The 20273-nt window shown below is 74.7% G+C and carries 13 protein-coding genes; 11 read left to right on the top strand and 2 right to left on the bottom strand.

All coding sequences use genetic code 11. The annotated features are described in order from the left end of the window. The first annotated feature begins 1 nt into the window (after window position 1). The 11 genes from asnB (at window position 2) to ACZ51S_RS03905 (ending at window position 14944) form a co-directional block, all read left to right on the top strand. On the top strand, window positions 2–1816 hold the full coding sequence (asnB, locus tag ACZ51S_RS03955) for an asparagine synthase (glutamine-hydrolyzing) (RefSeq protein ID WP_468802922.1): 1815 nt from the start codon (window positions 2–4) through the stop codon (window positions 1814–1816). 14 nt (window positions 1817–1830) lie between these two features. Beyond that, window positions 1831–2661, top strand: coding sequence for a hypothetical protein (locus ACZ51S_RS03950; protein WP_468475642.1), 831 nt, complete (start codon window positions 1831–1833; stop codon window positions 2659–2661). Between the two features lie 13 nt (window positions 2662–2674). Further along, on the top strand, window positions 2675–3589 hold the full coding sequence (locus ACZ51S_RS03945; protein WP_468959536.1) for an aminotransferase class IV: 915 nt from the start codon (window positions 2675–2677) through the stop codon (window positions 3587–3589). A gap of 58 nt (window positions 3590–3647) precedes the next feature. Beyond that, window positions 3648–4598, top strand: a complete 951-nt coding sequence (locus tag ACZ51S_RS03940) for an AEC family transporter (protein WP_468475640.1) — start codon at window positions 3648–3650, stop codon at window positions 4596–4598. A 93-nt stretch (window positions 4599–4691) separates the two neighbouring features. After that, window positions 4692–5654: a TauD/TfdA dioxygenase family protein gene (locus ACZ51S_RS03935; protein WP_388937838.1), complete on the top strand. Its 963-nt coding sequence runs from the start codon at window positions 4692–4694 to the stop codon at window positions 5652–5654. A 59-nt stretch (window positions 5655–5713) separates the two neighbouring features. Continuing rightward, window positions 5714–6706, top strand: a complete 993-nt coding sequence (locus ACZ51S_RS03930) for a cyclase family protein (protein WP_468959533.1) — start codon at window positions 5714–5716, stop codon at window positions 6704–6706. A gap of 103 nt (window positions 6707–6809) precedes the next feature. Next, a complete protein-coding gene (locus ACZ51S_RS03925; RefSeq protein WP_468959531.1) occupies window positions 6810–9569 on the top strand; it encodes an ATP-binding SpoIIE family protein phosphatase in 2760 nt (919 codons plus the stop codon). 35 nt (window positions 9570–9604) lie between these two features. Further along, window positions 9605–11140 (top strand): sugar ABC transporter ATP-binding protein, encoded by a 1536-nt coding sequence (locus ACZ51S_RS03920; protein ID WP_468959528.1) that lies wholly within the window; start codon window positions 9605–9607, stop codon window positions 11138–11140. Between the two features lie 35 nt (window positions 11141–11175). Beyond that, on the top strand, window positions 11176–12198 hold the full coding sequence (locus ACZ51S_RS03915; RefSeq protein WP_468959525.1) for an ABC transporter permease: 1023 nt from the start codon (window positions 11176–11178) through the stop codon (window positions 12196–12198). Between the two features lie 98 nt (window positions 12199–12296). Then, on the top strand, window positions 12297–13394 hold the full coding sequence (locus tag ACZ51S_RS03910) for a substrate-binding domain-containing protein (RefSeq protein ID WP_468959686.1): 1098 nt from the start codon (window positions 12297–12299) through the stop codon (window positions 13392–13394). A 146-nt stretch (window positions 13395–13540) separates the two neighbouring features. Then, window positions 13541–14944: a hypothetical protein gene (locus ACZ51S_RS03905; protein ID WP_468959523.1), complete on the top strand. Its 1404-nt coding sequence runs from the start codon at window positions 13541–13543 to the stop codon at window positions 14942–14944. A gap of 27 nt (window positions 14945–14971) precedes the next feature. Here ACZ51S_RS03905 and ACZ51S_RS03900 read toward each other — a convergent pair whose 3' ends face one another. Beyond that, a complete protein-coding gene (locus tag ACZ51S_RS03900) occupies window positions 14972–16315 on the bottom strand; it encodes a M1 family metallopeptidase (RefSeq protein ID WP_468885032.1) in 1344 nt (447 codons plus the stop codon). A 36-nt stretch (window positions 16316–16351) separates the two neighbouring features. Continuing rightward, window positions 16352–20273, bottom strand: a 3922-nt coding sequence (locus tag ACZ51S_RS03895) for a Pls/PosA family non-ribosomal peptide synthetase (protein WP_468959521.1), incomplete at its 5' end; no start/stop codon positions are given.

Below are 20273 nucleotides of genomic sequence, written 5' to 3'. Positions count from 1 at the left end.
CATGTGCCGCATCCACGGCTGTTTCGGCGGGGAGCCCGCGGGCCGGGACGTGCTCGACGCCGTCTCCTCGGCGATGTTCGAGGGCGGGCCCGACGCGCAGACCGTCCGGCGCGGTGACGGCTGGGCGCTCGGCAACAACCGGCTCGCCATCCAGGGCGTCTCCGCCGGCGACCAGCCCTTCGTACGCGGCGCGCTGTGCTGCGTGTTCAACGGCGAGATCTACAACCACCGGCAGCTGCGTGCCGAACTGGCCGCGCACGGTTACTCCTTCGAGGGCGACTGCGACGGTGACGTGCTGCTGCCGCTGTACGAGCTGTACGGCGACGCCTTCACCAGCCGTCTGGAGGGCATGTTCGCCATCGCGGTCGTCGACGAGCGCGAAGAGCCGTGCCTGAAGCTCTTCACCGACCACGCGGGCATGAAGTCGCTCTACTACTACGTGTCCGCCGACGGCCGCCGGCTGTGCTTCGCCTCCGAACTGCGGGCGCTCTCCCGCTTCCCGGACTTCCCCGACGAGCTCGATCCGCTCGCGGTCGACCGCTACCTCGGCGGGAAGGCGGTGTGGGGACCGGGCACCGTCTACACCCGGGTCCGCACCCTGGAGCCCGGCTCGGTGCTGCGGTTCGCGGACGGGCGCCCGGCCCTGACCCGGACCGCCCTGGAGCCCGCCGAGCCGGACTGGCCCGGCGGGGTCGCGACCGTCGACGCGGCGGCGGACCTGCTGGACGGACTGCTGCTCACCGAGATGGGCCGCATGCTCGACGCGGACGTGCCGGTGTGCGTGATCACCAGCGGCGGGCTCGACTCCAGCTACACCACCGCGCTCGCCGCCCATCTGGTGTCCGACGTGGCCTCGTTCAACATCGCCTACCGGGGTGACTGGCCGGCCGACGAGCGCCACTACGCCGCGGAGGTGGCCCGGCACTGCGGTACGGAGCACCACCAGGTGCTCCTCGACCCGGCCGGGTTCCCCGAGCTCGTCGAGCGGTTCACCCGCCACCTGGACCAGCCGAACAACGCCCCGCACAGCCTGAGCACCTTCGCCCTGTTCGAGGCCGTGCACGACGCCGGGTTCAAGGTGGCCCTGACGGGCGACGGGGCCGACGAGCTCTTCGCCGGGTACGCCCGCTTCGTCAAGGCCGACCGGGACGGCGACTCCGCCTGGCACCGCGCCTACCAGGACACGATGGCCGTCGCGGGCACGGCGTCGCTCGCCCGGCTGTACACGCCCGGCTACCTGGAGCACGTCCGGGCGTCGGGGGGCCACTTCGGCGACCGCAGCGGCGACGAGCTGGCGCGGCGGGCGGGCGCGGGCGGGCACGGCAGGCTGGAGACGCTGCTGCGCTACGACCAGGCCGAGCGGTTCCCGTACTACATCCTGCGCCGGGTCGACCATCTGAGCATGGCCCACTCGGTGGAGGCCCGGATCCCGTTCCTCCAGCCGTCGGTGATGCGTCTGGCGCACGCGCTGCCCGCCGGCGTCAAGGTGGCCGGGGACACGGTGAAGGCGCCGGTGGCGCGGGCGGCGCGGCGCTGGGTGCCCCGGAGCGTCATCGAGCGGCCCAAGCAGCCGTTCACCCTGCCGGTCGCGGCGATGATCCGGCCCGGCGAGGCGCTGTACGACATGGTCGGCGACCTCCTCCTCGGCCCCGGCGCCCGCTGCCGCGACTACGTGCGGCGGGACGCCGTCCACGAGCTGTTCCGCGCCCAGACCGAGAGCCCGGGGGCGCACGCCGCCGAGCTGCTCTGGTCCCTCCTGGTCCTGGAGAGCTGGCTCTCCGCCCGCGGGCTGACCCCCGCCCCCCTCCACCCCTAGGAAAGAGACAGGACATGACCGACACGCCCGAATCCCGGCCCGCCATCACCTCGCTCCTGGCCGGCGTCACCAAGGACGACATCCGCCGCGACCCGTTCCCGCACATCGTGATCAGCGACGCCCTGCCCCAGGAGCTGTACGAGGCGCTGGCGAAGTCGATGCCGACCGCGGAGTACATCGGCGAGCGGATCGGCAAGCCGATCACCTCGAACGAGCGCTACAACTACATGTCCGAGATGGTCCTGGCCGACGACACGATGGCGGCGGTGTGGAAGGACTTCGTGACCTACCACTCCTCCCCCGCCTTCTACGAGGAGTTCCTCGACCTCTTCCAGGAGGACCTGCTCGCCAACCTCCCGGACGCCGAGAAGCTGGTGGGTCCGCTGCGCGAGCTGCGCGTCGGCCGCCGCAACCGGGACGGCTTCGAGACGCACGACATCCTCCTGGACTGCACGGCCGTCATCAACTCGGCGGTCACCGGGCGTCCTTCCGCGTACCGGGGGCCGCACGTGGACAAACCGCACAAGCTCTTCGGCGGGCTGTTCTACATGCGCCTTCCCGAGGACGACGCGACCGGCGGCGACCTGGTGCTCTACAAGTACCGGCCGGGCGCGCACAAGTTCCGCACCAGCGCCTCCGAGTACGGTGACAACCGTTTCGACATCGACCCGGAGTACGTCGAGGAGGTCACGACCGTCCCGTACCGGAGCAACACCCTGGTGCTGTACCCGATCAACCCGCTGGCCCTGCACGGGGTGTCGGTGCGGAGCCTGACCCGGCACCAGCGGCGTTTCGTCGCCCTCGTCGGGGACCTGCCCCGTCAGCTCTTCGACCTCGCGCTCTGAGAAGGAGGCAGCAGTGATCCCCTTCGACCAGCGCACCGGTAAGATCTGGTACGACGGCGCCCTCGTGGACTGGGCCGACGCCAGGCTCCACGTGCTCAGCCACGGACTGCACTACGCCTCCAGCGTCTTCGAGGGCATCCGCGTGTACGGCGGCGAGGCGTTCATGCTGGAGGAGCACATCGCGCGCCTCGGCGCCTCGGCCCGCATCCTCGACTTCGAGCTCGAGTACGGCGAGGACGTGCTGTACGAGGCCACCCGCGCGGTGATCGCCGAGGCCGGCCTCAGCGAGGGCTACGTCCGCATGAACGCCTGGCGGGGCTCGGAGATCATCCAGACCGCCGCGCTGAAGACGTCGGTGCACACCTCGGTGGCCGCGTGGGAGCTCCCCGCGGGCTACTACGCGGCGGAGGACGCCGTCGACCAGGGGATCTCCCTGGTGACGGGCCGCTACCGCAGGCCTTCGCCGGAGTACGCCCCGGTCAAGAGCAAGGCCGCCGGCAACTACATGATCGGTACGGTCAGCAAGAACGAGGCGCTGCGGGCGGGCTTCGACGACGCCCTCCTCCTCGACGACCGGGGGAACTTCGTGGAGGCGACCGGGGCGCACCTGTTCTTCACGAAGGGCGGGGTGCTGTACACCCCGACGACCCGCTGCACCATCGACGGGATCACCCGGGCGTGCGTGCTGGCGATCGCCGAGCGGGAGGGCATCGAGTGCGTGGTCGCCGATCTGGCCCCGGCGTTCGCGGGCGAGGCCGACGGCGCGTTCCTGTGCGGGACCGCGTGTGAGATCCTCCCCGTCGGCCGCCTCGATGATCATCACTACGACGTCGCCGGCAACGCGGTGACACGCAAGATCGTCACGGCCTACCAGGAGCTGGTCCGGGGGCGCGCGGAGCTGCGCGCCCCCGGCGGACGGGCCCGGTAGCAAGCCGTCGCGACGGAAAAGCAGGCCCCTTGGGGGCCGCAAGAGCAAGGGCACGTGCATGGGAGCGGTAGATGCTCTGGAAAAACTCGCACCGGTGGTGCTGGCCTTCGGATGCGGGGTCGTCCTGGCACGGCGGAAGGTGGTGCCGGCCGAGAGTTCCAAGGTCTTCGCGGACTACGCGTTCCTCTTCGCCGTGCCCTGCTTCCTCTTCGGGAACATCTACCGCAGTGATCTGGGGGCCCTGTTCGACTGGCGGGCCATCAGCGGTTACGCGGCCGCGGCGTGCGCCGCGGCCGCGCTGATCGGGGTCATCGCCTGGACCGTGGGCGTACGCGATCCGCGGGGTGTGGCGCTGCGCATCATGGCCGCCGTCCAGGTGAACACGGCCTACTTCGCCGTGCCGGTGTTCATCATGCTGTTCGGGAACGCGGCGCCCATCTTCCCGGTGCTGCTCTTCCAGGTGTGCGTGCTGTCCCTGATCGTCATCTCGATCATGGAGCTGGGCCGGCCGGACCGGGCCGGGAGTCCCGCGCGGCGGCTGGGATCGGCCGTCGCCGCCTCGCTGATGACCCCGGTCGTGATCGCCTGCAACGCGGGCATCCTGCTCAACCTGCTCCCCGTCACCGTGCCCGGGGTCGTGCTGGACAGCTTCGCCTTCGTCGGCGACAGCGCCTCGCCGGTGGCGTTGTTCGCCCTCGGCCTGCACCTGGGCGGAAGCGGGATCAGTGTCCGGGGCACCACCCTGGAGGAGATCTGGATCATCGGCTTCAAGTGCGTGGCGCTGCCGCTGATCACCTTCGCGATGTGCCGTTACGTCTTCGGGGTGGAGGGCGAGTGGCTGAGCTACCTCGTCCTGATCGCGGCGATGCCCGCGCCGCAGAACCTCTTCATCTTCGCCCAGCGCTACGACGTGGGGGTCGACATGTCGGCCTCCCTCGTCATCAAGAGCTCGGTCCTCGCGCTGCTGCTGCTGCCCCTGTGGACGCAGCTGGTGGCCCGGCCGGCCTGAGCCCGTCAACCGTCGGAGCCCCTCGGACGAGGGGCTGTTCACCCACGCCGTTCCTTGCACCATTTGCGTGGAAAGTCCCAGAAAGGCAGAACCGTGACGCAGACCGCGCAGCCCACCAGGATCTCCGTCGAGCAGGTGGCCGGCCGCATCGGGGCCGAGATCTCCGGGGTCGACCTCGGCCAGGAGCTCGACGAGGCCACGGTGGCCGAGATCCGGCAGGCCGTCCTGACCCACCGGGTCGTCTTCTTCCGCGGCCAGGACATCACCCACGCCCAGCACATAGCCTTCGGCCGCCGCTTCGGCGCGCTGACCCGGCGGCCGGGCAAGAAGCACGGCGTGCACCCCGAGGGGCACCCGGAGATCCTCACCGTCGACCCGAAGGCGGACACCGAGCGCTACGGGGCCGACTTCGAGGAGCACTACCGCCGCAAGTGGTCCTCGCCGCTGGCCGGCTGGCACAGCGACCTGACCCAGGCCGTCAACCCGCCCAGCCTTTCCATCCTGCGGGCCGAGCGGACCCCGGCCTTCGGCGGCGACACCCAGTGGACCAACACGGTCGCCGCGTACGAGGGCCTGTCGGCACCGCTGCGGGAGCTCGTGGACGGGCTGACCGCCGAGCACGCCTTCTTCACGGCCGTCCACCTGCGCCACTCCGACGCGCGGGACCGGGAGATCCTGCGGATCTACTGCGAGGACCCCCAGGTGGCCGTCCACCCGGTGGTGCGCGTCCACCCGGAGACCGGCGAGAAGGCGCTGTTCGTCAGCCCCGGTTCGACGACCCGGATCACCGGCTTCACCGAGCTGGAGAGCCGCCACCTGCTGGATCTGCTGTTCCAGCACCTGACGAGCGCCGAGTACACCGTCCGCTTCCGCTGGGAGCCGGGCAGCATCGCCTTCTGGGACAACCGCAGCACCTGCCACTTCGCCCCGACCGACTTCGCCCACCTCGACGTCGACCGGGTCATGCACCGCGTGACGGTCCTGGGGGAGCCCGCGCAGGGTCCGGACGGTTTCGTCTCCCAGCTCGTGGAGGGCGAGCCGATGCGGGCCTGGTAGAGGGCGCGTCCCGGCGGGGATAGAGCTCGGGCCACGGACGTACGACCCCGGAGTGCCCCATGAGCCCCAGTGCCGCCGATGCCCCCGCTCCCCCGCCCCGTCCCGGGGGCGGGGGCCCCGGCGGGACTGCCCCGGACGGAGCCTCCGTCTCCCGCCGGGAGTTCGACGCCCTGTTCGACGCCGTCCGGACCTGGGGCCGGTGGGAGGACCCCGGCCGCGGCGCCTTCAACGCGGTGACCGCCGACCACGTGCGCCGGGCCGCCGCACTGGTCCGGTCCGGCACGGTCGTGCCGCTGGGGCGGCCCTGGGACACCGTCCCCGGCCCGGACAACGCGCGGCCGGCCCTGCACCACATGACCGACCTCGGCGACGTGGAGCCCCCGGAGCCGTCCGCGTACAAGGACTTCCTCGGCGCGGACTACCACGGCAAGGCCGTCAGCCATCTCGACGCGCTGGCGCACATGGGCTACCGGGGGCGCCTCTACGACGGGCGCACGGCGCGCGAGGAGACCGGCGCCGGGGGCGTCCGCTTCGGCTCGGTGGCGGCCCTGGGCCCGCTGGTCACCCGGGCCGTACTCCTGGACCTGCCCGCCGTCCTCGGGGTGCCGTGGCTGGAGCCGGGGCACGCGGTGCGGGCGCGGGACGTCCTGGCCGCGGAGGAGGCGCTCGGCGTGACCATCGGCGACGGCGACGCGGTCCTGCTGCGCTCCGGACGCTTCCGCCGCCGGCGGGAGAAGGGCCCGTGGGACCCGGCCACGGGCAGCGCGGGCTGGCACGTGGACGCCGTACCGCTGCTGGCGCGGCGGGCCGTCGCCCTGCTCGGCGCCGACGGGGACAGCGACGTACGGCCCTCACCGGTGGAGGGCCTGCACTCCCCCGTCCACACGCTGGCGATCACGGCGATGGGGGTCCCCCTGCTGGACAACCTCGACCTGGAGGCACTGTCCGCCGCCTGCGCCGAGGCGGGCCGCCATACGTTCATGCTCGTCGTGACCCCGCTGAACGTGCCGGGCGGCACGGGATCCCCCGTCAATCCGGTCGCGGTGCTGTGACCGGACCTCCGGCGGGCCGCCCCCACCCCCACACCCGGGCAAAAAGTGAGGAATATACTCAAATCGGGCCATCGAGACTACTGCGGCGAGGGAAGTGGTGCACATGGGGGTCGTGGACGACCGCACAAGCACCGGCCCCGTGCAGTCCCGTGACCGGTTCCTGCACGGCGGGTCGGCCGAATCGGTCGTGCGGAGCGTGCGCGGTCCGATCCTGAGTTCCTGGCAGCGCAGCATGGTGCTGGGGCTGTCGCCGGACCAGACCGAACTGCCGTTCACCCAGGACTTCGACGCGGACGGTCCCCTCGTCCGCGCCGCCACACCCGTACTCGACCGGCTGGCGTCGATCTTCGCGGGCAGCCGGATGAACATCTGCCTCGCGGACGGCCGCGGCACCGTCCTCGAACGCCGCTTCGGAGACAGGTCCCTGCCCGGCCGGCTGCCGCCGATCCAGACGCAGCCCGGCTTCGTCTTCGCCGAGCGGGTCGCGGGGACCAACGGGATCGGACTGACCCTAGCGGAACGGCGGCTCGTCCAGGTCAACGGCGCCGAGCACTTCGCCGAGCGCTCCCAGTCCAGCGCCTGCACCGCGGTGCCCGTCCGCGACCAGCTCAGCGGGCACATCGAGGGCGTCCTGTGCCTGGGCTACCCCTGCACGGACGCCGACCCGGCGCTGGCCGCGGTCGTGCGCCGGGCCGCCGAGGCCATCGAGCGGCGGCTGATGGAGCAGAGTTCGGCGCGCGAGCGCGGCCTGCTCCAGGCGTACCTGGAGGCCGGGAGCCGGTCCCGGGCCCTCGCCCTGACCCGGGGGGACGCCCTCGACGGGCACCCGGTCACCCTGGCGGAGCTGCTCCTGAGCGAGCTGGAGCAGAGCGACCACACGACCCTCAAGGAGAAGGCCACCGAGCTGCTGTGCGGCGCGCACCGCGCCGCCGCCGAGGTGCCGCTGTCCCGCGGGCGGCGGGTCACCCTCGTGAGCCGGCCCGTGACGAGTGCGGACGGGGTGGAGGGCGTCGTCGTCGAGGCGCTGCTGCCCGACGAGGACGAGCACCACGCGCCCCCGCCCGCCCACGCGGCCCGCCCGCCGTCCGGGACGGCCGCCGCCCCCGCCGGGGCCGCCGGCCCGGGTGGCCGTGCCGTCCGGGGGCTGGTGCTGGTGGGCGAGCCGGAGGTGGGAAGGTACGCCGTCGCGGCACGCCGGCGCCTGGAGCTGCTGGCCGAGGCCAGTACCCGGATCGGCACCACGCTGGACGTGGGCCGCACGGCCCGGGAGCTGGCCGAGACGGCGGTCCCGGGGCTGGCGGACTTCGTCACCGTCGACCTGCCGGAGTCGGTGCTGCGCGGTGAGGAGTCCGGCGACCCGACCGGCGAGCTGGTCCGCACCGTGGTCCACGGCATCCGCGACGACTGCCCCTTCTACCCGGCCGGCGAGCGGGTGGAGCTCCGCCCGACCACGCCCCACATGCGCGCCCTGGCCACCGGACAGGCGGTGCTGGAACCCGATCTGCGGGCCGCCTTCGGCTGGATCGCCCAGGACGCGGAGCACACCGGGCTGCTCCTCGCCCACAACGTCCACTCCCTGATCGCCGTCCCCCTGCTCGCCCGCGGCGTCGTCCTGGGCGTCGCAAGCTTCTACCGCTCCCGCGACCCCGCCCCCTACGGCGACGACGACCGCTCCCTGGCCCAGGAACTCGCCGCCCGCGCCGCCCTGTGCATCGACAACGCCCGCCGCTACACCCGTGAGCACACCCTCGCCCTGGCCCTCCAGCGGAGCCTGCTCCCCCACGGGCTGCCCGAACAGAGCGCCGTCGAGGTCGCCCACCGCTACCTGCCCGCCGACACCGGAGTGGGCGGCGACTGGTTCGACGTCATCCCCCTGTCCGGGACCCGCGTCGCCCTCCTCGTCGGCGACGTCGTCGGCCACGGCCTGCACGCCGCGGCGACCATGGGCCGGCTGCGCACCGCCGCCCGGAACTTCGCCGAGCTGGAACTGGCCCCCGACGAGCTGCTGACCCACCTGGACAACCTCATGGTGAGGCTGGACCGCGAGGAGGGCGGGGACGATCCGGCCCTGGGCCGTACCGCCATCGTCGGTGCCACCTGCCTGTACGCGGTCTACGACCCGACCACGCAGCTGTGCACGATGGCCCGGGCCGGCCACCCGCCGCCCGCCCTGGTACGGCCCGACGGCACCGTGACCTTCCCCGACCTGCCCGCCGGCCCCCCGCTGGGCCTGGGCGGTCTGCCGTTCGAGTCCGCCGAGCTCCGCCTCCCCGAGGACAGCCGGCTGGTCCTCTACACGGACGGGCTCCTCGGGGACCGCCACCGCGACATCGACGTGGCCCTCGGCGAGCTGCGCCGCACCCTGACCGGCCACCCCGGACGCTCCCCCGAGGACACCTGCCGGGCGGTCCTCGACGCGCTGGCGCCCGAGCACCCCGCCGACGACATCGCGCTCCTGGTCGCCGGCACCCGCGCCACGCCCGCCGACCGGATCGCCGGCTGGGAGCTGCCGGCCGACCCGGCCCGCGTCTGCGACCTCCGCGCCGCCGCCATGGGCCAGCTGAGCCGGTGGGGCCTGGAGGAGACCGCCTTCGCGGCGGAACTGCTGCTCAGCGAGCTGGTCACGAACGGCATCCGGTACGGCGGCGGCGGGCCCGTCCGGGTACGCCTGATCCACGACCGCACCCTCATCTGCGAGGTGTACGACACCAGCGGCACCGCCCCGCGCATGCGCCGGGCGGCCGGCACCGACGAGGGCGGCCGGGGCCTGTTCCTCGTCGCGCAGCTCGCCCAGGCCTGGGGCACCCGCTACACGCCGGACGGAAAGGTCATATGGGCCGAATGCGCCCTGGACGCGGCGTGAGCCGATCCCGACGGGTGATCCTCTAGAGTCGAGGAATGAGCCCACCTCCGCGCTTCGGTGGAGAACCTCTCGTCCGCGTGCGCGGTCTGCGCAAGCGCTTCGGCGGCACCCTCGCGCTGGACTCGGTCGACCTCGACCTGCACCCCGGCAGCGTCCTCGCCCTGCTCGGTCCCAACGGCGCCGGCAAGTCCACCCTCATCAAGGTGCTCGCCGGGGTCCACCGCGCCGACGGGGGCGAGGTGACCGTGGCCGGTCAGCCGCTCGGTTCCCACGGGGCCGCCCGGCACCTGTCCTTCATCCACCAGGACCCGGGCCTGGTCCACTGGATGACGGTCGCCGAGAACATCGCCCTGGGCACCGGCTACCCGCGCCGCGGCGGTCTGATCTCCTGGCGGCGGACCCGGGAGCGGTGCGAGCGCGCCCTGGGGATCGTCGCCGGGCACCTCGACGCCGACGCCCGGATCGCGGACCTCGACCCGGCCGAGCGTTCGCTGGTCGCCATCGCCCGCGCCCTGGCCGCGCGGGCCGGGGTCATCGTCCTGGACGAGCCGACCGCCACCCTGCCCGCCGCCGACTGCGCCCGGCTGTTCGGCGTACTGCACGCCCTCCGCGACCGGGGCCACGGCATCCTCTACGTCACCCACCGGCTCGACGAGGTGTACCGGGTCGCCGACACCTTCGCCGTCCTGCGCGACGGCCGCCTGGTCGAGCACGGCCCGCTCGCCGGCTACGGCCCGGACCGTCTGGTGCGCGCCGTCGCCGGCCACGAGCCGGCCGTCCGCCGCCCCGCCGTTCCCGCCCCCGCCCCCTCCCGCGGCGCTCCCCTGCTGCTCCTCGACGGCGTGCGGACCGCGCACGCCGGACCGGTCGGCCTGGAGCTGCGCGCCGGCGAGATCCTCGGCACGGTGGGTCTGACCGGTGCCGGGCACCGGGAGCTGGGCCGCGCGCTGGCCGGCCTCCGGCCGGCCCTCGGGGGGCGGATGCTGCTCGGGGGCCGCCCGTACCGGCCGCGTACGGTCGCCGACGCCCTCGGCGCCGGTGTCGGTTTCGTGCCGGGCGACCGCCAGGAGGAGGGCTGCGCCCCGGAACTGACGGTGCGGGAGAACTTCCTGGCGAACCCCCGTGCCGCCGGTGTGCCCGCGTGGCGCTGGACCGCGCCCCGGCGCGAGCGCGCCGAAGCGGCCGCGCTGATCGACCGGTTCTCCGTGGTCCCCCGCGACAGCGAGGTGCCGATCGCCACCCTGTCGGGCGGCAACCAGCAGAAGGTCATGGTCGGCCGGTGGCTGCGGGGCGGGCTGCGGCTGCTGGTCCTGGAGGAGCCGACCGCCAGTGTGGACGTCGGTGCGAAGGCCGTGATCCACCGGCTGCTCGGCGAGGCCGCCGCGGCCGGCCTGGGCGTGCTGCTGGTCTCCGGCGACTTCGAGGAGGTCGCGGACCTGTGCCACCGCGCGCTGGTCTTCGTACGAGGAGCCGTGGGCGCCGAGCTCCTCGGCCCGGACCTGACCGTGGCGGAACTGACCCGGACGGCGTCGGCGATGCCGGCCATCACCGGAAGCGCGACGGGACCGTGACCCGCTCCTCCCCGCCGCGGTCCCCGCTGGGGCACGTGGGTGGGCGGCACATCGGCGGTTACGGCCTGCCCGTCCTGGCTGCCCTGCTCTTCCTGGTGTTCTCCCTCCTCCTGCCGCAGACCTTCCCCACCCGGGACAACGTCTCCGCGATCCTGTCCAACCAGGCGATCCCCGCCGTCCTCGCGCTCGGGGCGACGGTTCCGATCGTCACCGGCAGGTTCGACCTGTCCATCGGCTACGGCCTGGGCCTCGCCCACGTCATGGTGATGCGGCTCGTCGTCACCGAGGGGTGGCCCTGGCCCCTGGCCTGCCTGGTGGTGGTCGCCGGCGGCGCGGCGGCCGGTGCGCTGGCCGGGGTGATCGTCGAGTTCGGGCAGATCGACTCGTTCATCGCCACGCTCGGCACCGGCAGCATGATGTACGCGGTCACCGGCTGGATCACCGACGGCGCCCGGATCGTGCCCGGTCCGCGGGGCCTGCCCGCCTCCTTCACCGCCCTGTACGACTCCCGGTTCCTCGGGCTGCCGCTGCCCGCCTTCTACGTCCTGGCCGTGGCGGCCGTCCTGTGGGTGGTGCTGGAGCGGCTGCCGGCCGGGCGCTGCCTGTACGTCATCGGCTCCAGCCGGCGCGCGGCCGCCGCCCTGGGCATCCCCACCCGGTCCTACTGCGTCTGGGCCTTCGCCGCCTCGGGCCTGGTCACCGGCTTCGCCGGGGTCCTCCTCGCCGCCCAGCAGCAGACCGGCAATCCGAGCGTCGGGCTGGACTACCTCCTGCCGGCCTTCGTCGGCGCCCTGCTCGGCTCCACCACGATCAGGCCCGGCCGCGCCAACGCCCTCGGCACGGTCGTGGCCGTCGCGGTCCTCGCCGTCGGGCTCGCCGGGATCGGCCAGCTCGGTGCCCAGTTCTGGGCCACTCCGCTGTTCAACGGCGCCACCCTGCTCGCCGCGGTCGGCCTGGCCGGATACGCGGCCCGCCGCCGGCTGCGCGCCGGGGCGGCCGCCTCCGGCCGGGCGGACGTCCGGCGTCCGCCCGCGCCGGGCGGGGACGGCCCCTCGTAGATCCCCGTACGCGCACCCACGCCAGGAGCACCGTGCACCCGAAGCGCCCGAAGCACCCGAAGCACCCGAATCCGAGAACGCCCGTCACCGCCGCGGCCCTGGCCGCGGTCGCCGCCGTCCTCCTGGCCGGCTGCGGGAGCGGCCCGCCGTCCGGCGGCCGGCCGTCGGGGACCGGCTGCCCCGAGGCGCTCGCGCGGGCCGAGGCAGCCGTCCGGCGGGCCGAGACCGCCGACGCCTCCTGGGCCGGCCCCACCACCGGTCCGGCGGCGGTTGCCGGCAAGAGCCTCGTCTACGTGGCGCAGACCATGACCAACCCGGGCGTCGCTGGAGTCGCGAAGGGCGTCCAGGAGGCGGCCAGGGCCATCGGCTGGCCGGTCCGGGTGATCGACGGGGACGGCACCCCGGCCGGCATCCGGGCGGCGCTCAGCCAGGCGGTCACCCTGAGGCCCTCGGGCATCGTCATCGGCGGCTTCGACCCCCGTCCGGAGGCGCGGCAGCTGGCGCGGGCGGAGGCGGCGGGCATCCCGGTCGTCGGCTGGCACGCGGTGGACTCCCCCGGGCCCACCCGGGACCCGGCGCTCTTCACGAACGTCACCACGCGGGTGAAGGACGTGGCGAGGATCAGCGCGGACTGGATCATCGCCCGGTCGGGGGGTGACGCCGGGGTCGTCCTGTTCACCGACGACTCGATCCCCTTCGCCCGGAACAAGGCGGCCCTCATCAAGCGGGAGCTCGCCACCTGTGCCGGGGTGCGGCTCCTGACGTACGAGAACATCCCGATCCCGGACGCGAGCAGCCGCACCCCGCAGGCGGTCTCCTCCCTGCTGTCCCGCTTCGGGAAGGACTGGACCCACTCGGTGGCCATCAACGACCTGTACTTCGCCGACGCGGCCCCGGCCCTGCGGGCGGCGGGACGGCCCGGCTCGGGTCCTCCCCTGAACATCGGCGCGGGTGACGGCGACCCCTCCGCCTTCCACCGGATCAACAGCGGGCAGTACCAGGCCGCCACCGTCCCCGAGCCGCTGTCGCAGCAGGGCTGGCAGATCGTCGACGAGTTCAACCGCGCCTTCGCCGGGCAGCCCGCCAGCGGCCACGTCGCCCCCGTGCACATCGCCACCGCCGCCAACAGCCGGGGCGCCGCCTCCTGGGACCCGCCCGGCTACCGCGAGGCGTACCGGAGGATCTGGCGGGGCTGAACACCACCGTGAGTGAAACTTCAATCACCTTGCCCGGCAGACGAGTTGGCAAACGGCCGATGTGACCCGCGCCGGGCGCGCGTGGCATGATCAACCTTCACATTACCCGCCAGTAACGGCAATTCCCCCCATGAAGGTCACACCACGTGCGTACGCTCACCAGACGCCTCCTGCTGCCCGGCCTGACCGCCCTCGCGCTCACCACCGCCGGCTGCTCCTCCCCGGCCGGCACCGGCGCGGCCGCGCCGGGCAGCCCCGCCGCGCTCCCCTCCGCCGACGGCACCCGGCAGCTGGACGTGGACTCCGCGCCCCAGGGCGCGGCCACCCCGTCGGCCATCGCCCGCACCCGCGGCGGCCAGGGCCCGGAGAAGGCCCCGCTGAAGGTCGCCTCCTACGACAAGGCGAGCGGACGCGCCGTCATATCCGCGTCCACGCAAGCCGGTGCGGGCGCCGTGCCGAGCCGCTCCGCCGGGCCCTCCGCCGCCCCCGCGAAACCCGTCGCGGTGGGTGACGTCATCGCCAGCGCGCCGGCCCCCGGCGCCCCCGACGGCCTGCTCGCGAAGGTCACCGAGGTCGTCGGGAAGAGCGACCGGGGCACCGAGGTGAAGACCGCGCCCGCGACGCTCGCCGCCGCCCTCGGCGACGACAAGGCCGAGGGCAAGGTCCCCGTCGATCCCGCCTCGGTGGTCGTCGAGCCCCTGATGAAGGGGGTCACCTTCTCCTGGGCCAAGGGCCAGGGCGTCCGCTACGGACCCGAGGGCGCCGGGCTGCCGCTGGGCACCCTGCGGCTCGACGTGGACGCCGCCGTGGACACCGCCGGGGGCGCCTCCGCCTCGGCGGGTGCTTCGGTGTCCGGCTTCGTACAGCTGGCCCCGCGGGTGGAGTTCGCGTACGACGGCGGCAAGGGCGGCGGCCAGGGACCGGGCACGGCCTTCCTCGGCATGAGCGGCGACTGGTCCTCCCGGTGGGCGCTCAAGGGCCGCGCCGCCGCGAGCACCGGCGAGCCCCGCCGGATCCCGTTCGCCAGGCTGCGCAGCGCCCCCGTCGTCCAGGTGGGGCCGGTCCCCGTCGTCGTCAACCTCGAACTGACCTGCTACGTGCAGGTGGAGGCCGACGGCCGGGTCACCCTCGACGTCCAGCAGGACGTCAAGGGCGACTTCCGGGTCGGCGGCAGCTACGCGGCCGGCAAGGGCTGGTCCCCGGTCAGCGCCTCGGACGTGCGCGGCACTCCGGTGAGGGCGGCCGTCACCACCGCCGGGCGCGTCAGGAGCACCCTCGGGGCCGAGGCCTCCGTGGGCCTGTACGGGGCCGTCGGCGTCACCGCCGACTTCGCCCCCTACCTGCGCGGCGAGGCCGAGGCCACCGCGAGCGCGGCCACCGGCGGCGGGACCACGGCGAACGGCTCCTGGGCGCTGTACGGCGGTTTCGGCCTGAGCGGGCAGCTCCAGCTCCAGCTGTCCGTGTTCGGTACGCCGGTCGTCGAGCGGCGTGTCCCGCTGGGCGCCCTGCACCGCGAGTGGCCCCTGGTGAGCGGCCGCGCCGGGCAGTGACGTCCGGCCGGGCTCCCCGGGGCCCGGTCAGGCGGCGGGGCCCCCGGCGGGCGCCGGGGGCAGCGGCGGCAACGCCGGCTCGTGCAGCCAGGCCCGGAACAGGCCGTCCAGCGGCCCGGCGGCGTAGTCGGCCGCGTGCGCGGTGAATCCGCCGGTGGTCACCACGCCGTGCCGGTGGCGGGCGGTCCAGTCGCGGAGCATCCGGAAGAAGGCCCCGTCGCCGAGGGCGCCGCGGACGGCGTGCACGGCGAGGCCGCCCCGCTGGTAGAGGCGGTCGTCGAACATCAGCTTGCGGCCCGGGTCTGCCAGTACCAGGTCCTGGGGCCGCCCTGCCAGCATCCGGTGCGCGGCCGCGGCGTGCTCGTGCGCCGGGCGGCCTCCGGAGCGCTCCGACCAGAGCCATTCGGCGTACTTCGCGAAGCCCTCGTTGAGCCAGATGTGGCGCCAGTCGGCGACGCCCACGCTGTTGCCGAACCACTGGTGGGCCAGCTCGTGGGCGACGAGGCGTTCCCAGCCGCGGGCGCCGTCCACGTGGTTCGTGCCGAACAGGGAGAGGCCCTGGGCCTCCACGGGTACGTCCAGTTCCTCGTCGGCGACGACCACCGTGTACTCGCCGAAGGGGTAGGGGCCGAAGAGCTCCTCGAAGAGCCGCATCATGGCGGGCTGCCGGGCGAAGTCCCGCGAGAAGCGCGGCAGCACGCGGGCGGGAACGTGGGCGCTCTGCGGAACCCCGCCGCCGTCCGGGTCGCCGAGCGGCACCGTCCGGTACGTGCCGATGGACAGGCCGACGAGGTAGCTGGCGGTGGGCGCGGCCTGTTCGTACACCCAGGTGGTGGTGCTGGCCCCGGTGGTCCGGGTGAGCAGCCGGCCGACGGCGGCCACCGTGTAGGCGGACGGGGTGGTGAGGGAGATCTGGTAGGCGGCCTTGTCCGCGGGCCGGTCGTTGCACGGGTACCAGGAGGGTGCGCCGACGGGCTGGCTGGCCACCAGCGCCCCGTCGGTCAGTTCCTCCCAGCCGAGGCCGCCCCAGGGGCTGCGGACCGGCCGGGGGTTGCCCGCCCAGTGCACCTCGACCGTGAACGCGGCGCCGGGCGGCAGCGGTGCGGCCGGCCGGACGCGGAGCCGTCCGGCCCGGTGGGTGTGGCGCGGGACGCGGCCGTCCACCAGGACCCGGCCGATCCTGAACGCGGCGAGGTTCAGGTGGAACTCGGCCAGCGGGGCCGGCCCGGCGATGGCGCTGAGCCGGGCGGTGCCGGCCAGCCGGTTGGGGCCGGGCCGGTAGTCCAGGGCGAGTTCGTACCGGTGCACCCGGTACCGGGGGTCTCCGTTGTCCGGGAAGTACGGGTCAGCCGCCGCTGTCTGGCCACTCATCGCCGCTCGCGCTCCCTGCGCCGTGCCCGGGTCCGTTCAGGACCGCCACGCCTCGATCGGATTGCCCAGCCAGCGGGTGTCGGCCGGGACGGACTCCCCGGCCATCACGAGGGAGGCGGGACCCAGGGTGGTGCGTGCCCCGACCGTGCTCCCGGGCAGGACGATTCCGCCGGGGCCCAGGGTGGCGCCCTCGCGGAGGACCACAGTATCCGTCCGCATGATCCGGTCGTGGAAGAGGTGCGTCTGCAACACGCAGCCCCGGTTGACGCTGACCGCGTCGCCGAGGGTCACCAGGTCCGCCTCCGGCAGCCAGTGGCTCTCGCACCACACGCCGCGCCCGATCCGCGCCCCGAGCCCGCGCAGCCACAGGACCAGCAGCGGGGTGCCGGGGACCGCGCCGGCGAACCAGGGCACCGCCAGTACCTCCACGAAGGTGTCGGCCAGTTCGCCCCGCCAGACGAAGCCGCTCCACAGCGGGTGTTGCCCCGCCCGGTGCCGGCCCACCAGCAGCCACTTGGCGCCCACGCTGACGGCGCACGCGGCGGCGCCCGCCACGAACAGGACCGCTCCGGACAGCAGGGCCGCGCCCGGGACGCCCAGCGCGGCCGTCGAGCTCAGCGCGCACAGCGCGGCCAGGGTGAGCACGGCCAGCGCGGCCGAGCAGAGGACGGGCACGAACCGGGCCGCCTCGACCAGGCCGCGCGCCCACAGCAGCCGGGCGGGCGGATCGTAGGTGCGGCCGCGGTCGGCGGCCGCGGCGGACCTCGGCAGTCTGACCGGCGGCAGCCCCAGGTACGAGCTGCCCTTCTTGGCCTTCTTCGGAGTGGCGGACAGGACGCCGACCAGCCCGCCGTCGGGCACGGTACGGCCGGGCGCGGTCATCCCGGAGTTGCCGAGGAAGGCCCGGCGGCCGATCTCGGAGCGCCCGATCCGGATCCAGCCGCCGCCGCGTTCGCAGGGGGCGGTGAGGGTGTCGTCGGCGAGGAACGCGCCGTCGCCGACGGTGGTCAGGCTCGGCAGCGCGAGCACGGTCGACACCTCGGCACCCCGCCCGACGCGCATGCCGAGCAGCCTCAGCCACACCGGGGTCACCAGGCCGGCGTACAGCGGGAAGAGCGCCGCCCGGGCCAGGTCCATCAGCTGGAGGACCGCCCAGGCCTGCCAGCCGACGCGGCTGTGTACGGGGTGGCTGCCGGTGCGCAGCCCGAGGCTGAGCAGGCGTACGGCGGCCAGCAGGAGCAGCGCGTACGCCAGCGCGAAGACGAGCGCCCCGGGCACCGCCGCGAGCAGCGCTCCGCGCAGGGCCCTGCCGGGTCCGGCGCCGGCGGGCACGAACCGGGCGGCCACGAGCAGCGCGGGCAGGGCGGCGACGAGCGGCAGGGCCGTCAGGCAGAAGCCGGTCGCCCCGTACACGGCCCGCCAGTGGAGCGGGCGCGGCGGCCGCTCCTCGGGCCAGTCGTGCTTCGCCCTGCCGAGCCTGACGGCGGGGGCCCCGCCCCAGCGCTGGCCGGCCGGGACCCGTCCGGTCACGGCGGAACCCGGTGCCACCTCGGCCCGCTTGCCGACCCGGGCTCCGGGGAAGAGGGTGCTGCGGGTGCCGACGACGGCCTCCGCGCCGATCCGGACGGGTCCGATCTCCAGTCGGTCCCCGTCCAGCCAGTGGCCGCACAGGTCCACCTCGGCCTCCACCGCGCAGCCGCGGCCGAGCCGGAGCATGCCGGTGACCGGGGGCAGGGAGTGCAGGTCAACCTCGGGGCCGACGCGGGCGCCGAGCGCCCGGGCGTAGCGCTGGAGCCAGGGGCCTGTGAGGGAGGTGGCGCCGGAGCACTCGGCGAGCCGCTCGGCCGTCCACAGCCGCAGGTGCACGCTTCCGCCGCGCGGGTGGCGGCCGGCCCGGACCCCGCGCAGCAGCAGGCGGGCGCCGCCGGCGGCGATGGCGAGGCGGCCCGGCGGGCTGAGGAGCAAGGCCGCGCCCGCGGTGACGTACCACCAGGAGGCGGTCGGCGCCCACGGGTACGGTCCGAGCCGGTGCAGCAGGTTGCCCAGGGCCAGCAGGGCCACCGTCCAGCGCAGGCCGACGAGGGTGAACAGCGGGAGCAGCAGCAGGCACTGGGCGGCCCTGGAGCGCAGCGGAACCGGCGCGACGGTGCGGGCGGCGCCGTCGTCGCGTACGGACCGCTCCAGCCGCCGGGCCAGTTTCCGCAGCGTCGGGTTCTGGTAGACGTCGAGGACGGCCACCGCGGGGTAGCGGGTGCGCAGCCGGGTGGTGAGCTGCGCGGCGGCGAGGCTGTTGCCGCCGGAGGCGAAGAAGTCGTCGCCGGCGCCGGTCACGGGCACGCCCAGGGTTTCGCCCCACTGTTCGGCGAGCCAGGCCTCGGTGCCGTGCAGCCGCTCGGCGGGGGCGGTGGTCTCCGCGTCCGGCAGGGGCCAGGGCAGGGCGTCCCGGTCGACCTTGCCGGAGGTGCGGGTGGGCAGCGCGTCGACGGGCGCGAGCAGCGGCACGAGGGCGGCGGGCAGTTCGGCGCGCAGCCGTTCGACCGCTTCGGCGCGGTCCCAGCCGTCCTGGGTGACGAGGTAGCCGACGAGCAGCTGGTTGCCGCCGCGCGCGGTGCGTACGGCGGCGGCCGCGCCGGCGACCCCGGGGAGGGCCTGGAGGGCGGCGTCGACCTCGCCGAGTTCGATGCGGCGGCCGCCGAGTTTGACCTGTTCGTCGGCGCGGCCGAGGAAGACCAGGCCCTCCGGTTCGGCGCGTACGAGGTCGCCGCTGCGGTAGGCGCGGGACCAGCCGAGGGATTCGAGGGGGGCGTACTTCTCGGCGTCCTTGGCGGGGTCGAGGTAGCGGGCGAGGCCGACGCCGCCGATGACGAGCTGGCCGCTGCCGCCCATGGGGACGGGCTCGCCGGAGCCGTCGACCACGGCCAGTTCCCAGCCGGCGAGCGGGAGGCCGATCCTGATCGGCTCCTCGCCGGTCAGCGGGCAGGCGCAGGCGACGACGGTGGCCTCGGTGGGGCCGTAGGTGTTCCAGACCTCGCGGCCTTCGGTGACGAGGCGTGCGGCCAGTTCGGGCGGGCAGGCCTCCCCGCCGAAGATCAGGAGCCGGACCTCGTCGAGGGCCGAAGGCTCCCAGAGCGCGGCCAGGGTCGGCACGGTGGAGACGACGGTGATCTCCTGTTCCACCAGCCAGGGCCCGAGGTCGGCGCCGCTGCGGACCCGGTGGCGGGGCACGGGGACGAGGCAGGCGCCGTGGCGCCAGGCCAGCCACATCTCCTCGCAGGAGGCGTCGAAGGCGACGGACAGTCCGGCCATGACCCGGTCGCCGGGGCCGATCGGCTCGTCGGCGAGGAACAGGGCGGCCTCGGCGTCCACGAAGGCGGCGGCGCTGCGGTGGGTGACGGCGACGCCCTTGGGCCGGCCGGTGGAGCCGGAGGTGAAGATGATCCACGCGTCGTCTTCGGGTCCGGGCCGGGCGGCGGGCGTGGGGGTGGCGGAGGGGGAGGGACGGCCGGTGAGGTCGATGCGCCGGCCGGCGCCCAGGACCGCCCGCACGCCGGCTTCGCCGAAGACCAGGCGGGCCCGCTCTTCGGGGTCCTCGGCGTCGACCGGTACGTAGGCGGCGCCCGCGGCGAGGACGGCGAGGACGGCCACGTACAGCTCGTTGGTCCCGGAGGGGACGCGTACCCCGACCCGGTCGCCGAGCCCCACCCCGGCGGCCGCGAGCGCGCGCCGGCGGCGTTCGACCCGCGCGGCCAGGGCCCGGTAGGTCAGCCGGGAGGCGCCGTCGTCCAGGGCGGGTTCGTCGGGGTGGGCCCGTACGGAGGCCTCGAAGACGTCGAGGAGGGTACGGGGCGGGGCGGCGGGCCCGGCGGAGAACCGGGCGGCCTTCCCGGCTTCACCGGGTGGCTCCCGGCCGGGCGCGGGCCCGTCAGGCGCGGGCCCGTCAGGGGCGGGCCCGTCAGGC

The sequence above is a fragment of the Streptomyces sp. NPDC034043 genome (assembly GCF_055575675.1).
The sequence above is the reverse complement of the archived record's forward strand: the minus strand, read 5'-3'. Positions and strand labels throughout refer to the sequence as shown.

What these genes read in the sequence shown, in the direction of transcription:
- asnB (WP_468802922.1), top strand. Translation starts at nt 2, where the DNA reads ATGTGCCGCATCCACGGCTGTTTCGGCGGGGAGCCCGCGGGCCGGGAC.
- ACZ51S_RS03950 (WP_468475642.1), top strand. Translation starts at nt 1,831, where the DNA reads ATGACCGACACGCCCGAATCCCGGCCCGCCATCACCTCGCTCCTGGCC.
- ACZ51S_RS03940 (WP_468475640.1), top strand. Translation starts at nt 3,648, where the DNA reads ATGGGAGCGGTAGATGCTCTGGAAAAACTCGCACCGGTGGTGCTGGCC.
- ACZ51S_RS03930 (WP_468959533.1), top strand. Translation starts at nt 5,714, where the DNA reads ATGAGCCCCAGTGCCGCCGATGCCCCCGCTCCCCCGCCCCGTCCCGGG.
- ACZ51S_RS03925 (WP_468959531.1), top strand. Translation starts at nt 6,810, where the DNA reads ATGGGGGTCGTGGACGACCGCACAAGCACCGGCCCCGTGCAGTCCCGT.
- ACZ51S_RS03920 (WP_468959528.1), top strand. Translation starts at nt 9,605, where the DNA reads ATGAGCCCACCTCCGCGCTTCGGTGGAGAACCTCTCGTCCGCGTGCGC.
- ACZ51S_RS03900 (WP_468885032.1), bottom strand. Translation starts at nt 16,315, where the DNA reads ATGAGTGGCCAGACAGCGGCGGCTGACCCGTACTTCCCGGACAACGGA.